This is a genomic window from Flavobacterium sp. FlaQc-30 (genome assembly GCF_044005885.1).
Classification (GTDB): Bacteria; Bacteroidota; Bacteroidia; order Flavobacteriales; family Flavobacteriaceae; genus Flavobacterium.
This window is the reverse complement of record NZ_JBIPCO010000016.1, coordinates 1-5,004: the sequence shown is the minus strand read 5'-3', so window position 1 is coordinate 5,004 and position 5,004 is coordinate 1. Positions and strand designations below refer to the sequence as shown.

2 tRNA genes and 2 rRNA genes are annotated in these 5,004 nt (G+C 47.6%); all 4 read right to left on the bottom strand.

Annotated features, from left to right (window positions below):
- Positions 1-99: 99 nt before the first annotated feature.
- Positions 100-2,981, bottom strand: a 23S ribosomal RNA gene (locus tag ACHRV0_RS21515).
- A 127-nt stretch (positions 2,982-3,108) separates the two neighbouring features.
- Positions 3,109-3,182: transfer RNA gene (locus ACHRV0_RS21510), tRNA-Ala, on the bottom strand.
- A 90-nt stretch (positions 3,183-3,272) separates the two neighbouring features.
- A tRNA-Ile gene (locus ACHRV0_RS21505) sits at positions 3,273-3,346 on the bottom strand.
- Between the two features lie 127 nt (positions 3,347-3,473).
- Positions 3,474-4,987 (bottom strand): 16S ribosomal RNA (locus ACHRV0_RS21500).
- Together the 16S and 23S rRNA genes with 2 tRNA genes alongside form the textbook arrangement of a ribosomal RNA operon.
- Between the last annotated feature and the right edge of the window lie 17 nt (positions 4,988-5,004).

The following is a 5,004-nucleotide window of genomic DNA, read 5'->3' as shown; positions in this document are numbered from 1 at the left end:
CGTCGAGCTAATATTTTAACATACTGAGATAAAGAAAAGTACTTTTATTTACTATTTTTAGAAAGTTTCTCCCCCACACCGAGGTGTGGGGAAAAGGGTGTACATAAGCTTACGGATTATTAGTACTACTCGACTATGACATTACTGCCTTTACATCTATAGCCTATCAACGTGGTCATCTTCCACGATCCTTAAAAGAAATCTCATCTTGTGGTGGGTTTCGCGCTTATATGCTTTCAGCGCTTATCCCTTCCCAACGTAGCTACTCTGCGGTGCCCCTGGCGGGACAACAGATACACTAGAGGTTAGTCCAATTCGGTCCTCTCGTACTAGAATCAGATCCACTCAAATTTCTAACGCCCACAGTAGATAGAGACCGAACTGTCTCACGACGTTCTGAACCCAGCTCGCGTGCCACTTTAATGGGCGAACAGCCCAACCCTTGGGACCTTCTCCAGCCCCAGGATGTGACGAGCCGACATCGAGGTGCCAAACCCCCCCGTCGATATGAGCTCTTGGGGGAGATCAGCCTGTTATCCCCGGCGTACCTTTTATCCTTTGAGCGATGGCCCTTCCATGCGGAACCACCGGATCACTATGCTCTACTTTCGTACCTGATCGACCTGTATGTCTCTCAGTCAAGCTCCCTTATGCCATTGCACTCTACGCACGGTTACCAAGCGTACTGAGGGAACCTTTAGAAGCCTCCGTTACTCTTTTGGAGGCGACCACCCCAGTCAAACTACCCACCAAGCACTGTCCCCCACATTGCGGGGTTAGGCCTCAGATAAACAAAGGGTTGTATTTCAACAATGACTCCACAACGCCTGGCGACGCCGCTTCATAGTCTCCAACCTATCCTACACATCATTTATCCAAGGTCAATACTAAGCTATAGTAAAGGTGCACAGGGTCTTTTCGTCCCACTGCGGGTAAACGGCATCTTCACCGTTACTACAATTTCACCGAGCTCATGGCTGAGACAGTGTCCAGATCGTTACACCATTCGTGCAGGTCGGAACTTACCCGACAAGGAATTTCGCTACCTTAGGACCGTTATAGTTACGGCCGCCGTTTACTGGGGCTTCAATTCAATGCTTCTCCGAAGATAACATCTCCTCTTAACCTTCCAGCACCGGGCAGGTGTCAGGCCCTATACTTCATCTTACGATTTTGCAGAGCCCTGTGTTTTTGATAAACAGTCGCCTGGACCTCTTCACTGCGGCCAGCATTGCTGCTGGCGACCTTTCTCCCGAAGTTACAGGTCTATTTTGCCTAATTCCTTAGCCATGAATCTCTCGAGCACCTTAGGATTCTCTCCTCAACTACCTGTGTCGGTTTACGGTACTGGTACTAATTACCTGAAGTTTAGAGGTTTTTCTTGGAAGCCCTTAGGCGCACTATCTCTTTGTCCGAAGACTCCGAGTACTATCGTATTTCACCAAAATCTACGGATTTGCCTATAGATCTTATAGCTAGGTACTTTAACGAACTATTCCGTCAGTTCGCGGCGCTTTCATCACTCCGTCACCCCATCACAGTAATTAGTAGTACGGGAATATTAACCCGTTAGCCATCGACTGTCCCTTTCGGGTTCGCCTTAGGACCAGACTAACCCACAGCTGATTAGCATAGCTGTGGAAACCTTAGTTTTTCGGTGTGCGGGTTTCTCGCCCGCATTATCGTTACTTATGCCTACATTTTCTTTTCTAACCAGTCCAGCATACCTGACGATACACCTTCAACCCTGTTAGAATGCTCCCCTACCACTTACAGTAAACTGTAAATCCATAGCTTCGGTAATATGCTTATGCCCGATTATTATCCATGCTCGTCCGCTCGACTAGTGAGCTGTTACGCACTCTTTAAATGAATGGCTGCTTCCAAGCCAACATCCTAGCTGTCTGGGCAGACAAACCTCGTTCTTTCAACTTAGCATATATTTGGGGACCTTAGCTGATGGTCTGGGTTCTTTCCCTCTCGGACTTGGACCTTAGCACCCAAGCCCTCACTGCTGTGAAACATTATATAGCATTCGGAGTTTGTCAGGAATTGGTAGGCGGTGAAGCCCCCGCATCCAATCAGTAGCTCTACCTCTATATAACTATCATCAGCGCTGCACCTAAATGCATTTCGGGGAGTACGAGCTATTTCCGAGTTTGATTGGCCTTTCACCCCTACCCACAGGTCATCCGAAGACTTTTCAACGTCAACCGGTTCGGTCCTCCACTGTGTGTTACCACAGCTTCAACCTGCCCATGGGTAGATCACACGGTTTCGCGTCTAACACTACTGACTAAAGCGCCCTATTCAGACTCGCTTTCGCTACGGATCCGTGACTTAATCACTTAACCTTGCCAGCAACGTTAACTCGTAGGCTCATTATGCAAAAGGCACGCCGTCACCCCACGAAAGGGCTCCGACCGCTTGTAAGCGTATGGTTTCAGGATCTATTTCACTCCGTTATTCACGGTTCTTTTCACCTTTCCCTCACGGTACTGGTTCACTATCGGTCTCTCAGGAGTATTTAGCCTTAGCGGATGGTCCCGCCAAATTCAGACAGGGTTTCACGTGCCCCGCCCTACTCAGGATACCACTATCTATTATACTTGTTACCCATACGAGGCTATCACTCTCTATGGCGTCACTTTCCAGTAACTTCCGGTTCCTTGTACATAAAATGTCGTGGTCCTACAACCCCAACATTGCCGTAACAACATTGGTTTGGGCTAATCCGCGTTCGCTCGCCACTACTTACGGAATCACTTTTGTTTTCTTCTCCTCCGCCTACTTAGATGTTTCAGTTCAGCGGGTTTGCCCACCTATCGGTGTACTATGTCTTCAACATAGTGGGTTGCCCCATTCAGGTATCTGCGGATCAATCGGTGTGTGCCCGTCCCCGCAGCTTTTCGCAGCTTATCACGCCTTTCATCGCCTCTGAGAGCCTAGGCATCCCCCATACGCCCTTATTTTGCTTATTGTACCAATCATAAAGTTAATTATGACCGTTTTTTTTTGTTTTTTACAATAAAATTGTAAAAAACGCTTTCTACTTTTTATTATTTTCTTATCTCAATATGTCAATGAACTTTTATCCTTTCGGATCAGTGGAGAATAACGGAGTCGAACCGTTGACCTCCTGCGTGCAAGGCAGGCGCTCTAGCCAGCTGAGCTAATCCCCCAATCTAATTATGAATTGTGAATTATGAATTATGAATGTATATTCATAAGAACTCAACTCTAGAATTTCCTTTTTTTTTTAAGTTAAATAGTAGTCCCGGGCAGACTCGAACTGCCGACCCCTACATTATCAGTGTAGTACTCTAACCAGCTGAGCTACGAGACTCTGTTTTACTTAATTTTTCATTATGTTTTAAATTAACAGCAAGAGTAATACAATCTCCAATTCAGAATCCTATAAATAATCATCTTGTTTCCTCAACGTGTGCAAGCACTAACATTTGAGGCTCTAGAAAGGAGGTGTTCCAGCCGCACCTTCCGGTACGGCTACCTTGTTACGACTTAGCCCTAGTTACCAGTTTTACCCTAGGCAGCTCCTTGCGGTCACCGACTTCAGGCACCCCCAGCTTCCATGGCTTGACGGGCGGTGTGTACAAGGCCCGGGAACGTATTCACCGGATCATGGCTGATATCCGATTACTAGCGATTCCAGCTTCACGGAGTCGAGTTGCAGACTCCGATCCGAACTGTGACCGGTTTTATAGATTCGCTCCTGGTCGCCCAGTGGCTGCTCTCTGTACCGGCCATTGTAGCACGTGTGTAGCCCAAGGCGTAAGGGCCGTGATGATTTGACGTCATCCCCACCTTCCTCACAGTTTGCACTGGCAGTCTTGTTAGAGTTCCCGACTTGACTCGCTGGCAACTAACAACAGGGGTTGCGCTCGTTATAGGACTTAACCTGACACCTCACGGCACGAGCTGACGACAACCATGCAGCACCTTGTAAATTGTCTTGCGAAAGATCTGTTTCCAAACCGGTCAATCTACATTTAAGCCTTGGTAAGGTTCCTCGCGTATCATCGAATTAAACCACATGCTCCACCGCTTGTGCGGGCCCCCGTCAATTCCTTTGAGTTTCATTCTTGCGAACGTACTCCCCAGGTGGGATACTTATCACTTTCGCTTAGCCACTGAGATTGCTCCCAACAGCTAGTATCCATCGTTTACGGCGTGGACTACCAGGGTATCTAATCCTGTTCGCTCCCCACGCTTTCGTCCATCAGCGTCAATCAATTAGTAGTAACCTGCCTTCGCAATTGGTATTCCATGTAATCTCTAAGCATTTCACCGCTACACTACATATTCTAGTTACTTCCTAATAATTCAAGTTCAGCAGTATCAATGGCCGTTCCACCGTTGAGCGATGGGCTTTCACCACTGACTTACTAAACCGCCTACGGACCCTTTAAACCCAATGATTCCGGATAACGCTTGGATCCTCCGTATTACCGCGGCTGCTGGCACGGAGTTAGCCGATCCTTATTCTTACGATACCGTCAAGCTGCTTCACGAAGCAGTGTTTCTTCTCGTACAAAAGCAGTTTACAATCCATAGGACCGTCATCCTGCACGCGGCATGGCTGGATCAGGCTTGCGCCCATTGTCCAATATTCCTCACTGCTGCCTCCCGTAGGAGTCTGGTCCGTGTCTCAGTACCAGTGTGGGGGATCTCCCTCTCAGGACCCCTACCCATCGTTGCCTTGGTAAGCCGTTACCTTACCAACTAGCTAATGGGACGCATGCTCATCTTTTACCGTTGTGACTTTAATTATTAAGTGATGCCACTCAATAATACTATGAGGTATTAATCCAAATTTCTCTGGGCTATCCCTCTGTAAAAGGTAGATTGCATACGCGTTACGCACCCGTGCGCCGGTCTCTATATCCGAAGACATATACCCCTCGACTTGCATGTGTTAAGCCTGCCGCTAGCGTTCATCCTGAGCCAGGATCAAACTCTTCATCGTATATTTTAATATTATAT